This is a genomic window from Micromonospora sp. NPDC000442 (genome assembly GCF_042898635.1).
GTDB lineage: Bacteria > Actinomycetota > Actinomycetes > Mycobacteriales > Micromonosporaceae > Micromonospora.
The window spans coordinates 1-1,365 of record NZ_JBIAYZ010000059.1 but is presented as its reverse complement, the minus strand read 5'-3'; the positions used below and the strand labels follow the sequence as shown (position 1 = coordinate 1,365).

At 70.7% G+C, this 1,365-nt stretch carries 1 protein-coding gene; it reads left to right on the top strand.

The window, feature by feature from the left end; all coding sequences use genetic code 11:
• Positions 1 to 1,365, top strand: a 1,365-nt coding sequence (locus ACFY2A_RS30530; protein WP_387176806.1) for a condensation domain-containing protein, incomplete at both ends; no start/stop codon positions are given.

Genomic DNA, 1,365 nt, shown 5'->3' with positions numbered 1-1,365 from the left:
GTCCGGCCCGGGTACCGCTGTCATTCGCCCAGCAACGCCTGTGGTTCCTCAGCCAACTCGAAGGCCCCAGCCCGCTCTACAACCTGCCGCTGGTGATGCGCCTCCGCGCGGGACTCGACGTGCAGGCGCTCAACGCGGCCCTACGGGACGTGATCACCCGCCACGAGTCGCTGCGCACCGTCTTCGCGGTGGCCGACGGCGAGCCCTATCAGCGCATCCTGGAGCCGGCGGAGCTCGACTGGGCGCTCGACGTGCAAACAGTGACGCCGGACGGGCTGGCGGACGCGGTGGCCGGGGCCAGCCGCCATGTGTTCGACCTCGCCGCCGAGGTGCCGGTCCGGGCCTGGCTGTTCCAGACCGGTGCCGACGAGTCCGTCCTCGCTCTGGTGATGCACCACATCGCCAGCGACGGCTGGTCGACGGCGCCGTTGGGCCGGGACCTCTCTGCTGCGTACGAGGCCCGGCTGCGCAACGAGGCACCGGTGTGGACACCGCTGCCGGTGCAGTACGCCGATTACGCGCTGTGGCAGCGTGAACTGCTGGGCGACGAGTCCAGCCCGGACGATCTGCTGGCAACGCAGGTCGGCTACTGGCGGGACACCCTGTCCGGTGCGCCCGAGGAGTTGACCCTGCCGGTCGACCGGTCGCGACCACCCGTCTCGTCGCATCGCGGGCACGCCGTGCCGCTGCGGGTACCGGCCGAGGTGCATGAGCGCCTCGTCGACCTGGCCCGGGCCGAAGGCGTGACGCCGTTCATGGTCCTCCAGGCGGCGATGGCGGTGCTGTTGTCGAGGTTGGGCGCCGGCACCGACATCCCGATCGGCTTCCCGGTGGCGGGACGCAACGACGAGGCCCTGGACGATCTGGTCGGGTTCTTCGTCAACACCCTCGTGCTGCGCACCGACCTGTCCGGCGACCCGACCTTCGCCGAGGTGCTGGGTCGCGTGCGGCAGAGCAGCCTGACCGCCCTGGACCACCAAGACGTGCCGTTCGAGCGACTGGTCGAGGAGTTGGCCCCGGCCCGCTCGATGGCCCGCCATCCGCTGTTCCAGGTGATGCTGACCCTGCAGAACCTGGAGCGCGGCGCAGTAAGCCTGCCGCAGGCGGAGAACGAAGGGCGGGCCGAGAACGAAGGGCAGCCCCCGACCGGCGCGGTCAACGCCCGGTTCGACCTCGAGGTCACCGCGGTCGAGGCGTTCGACGCGCAGGGCCGCCCGGCCGGTCTGGAGGGCGTGCTCGTGGCTGCGGCGGATCTGTTTGACGAGTCGATGGCCCAGCGGTTCGTCGGGTGGTTCGTGCGGGTGTTGGCGGTGGTCACGGCGACTGCCCAGGCGCGCCTGCACGCGATTGATTTGTTGGATGTTG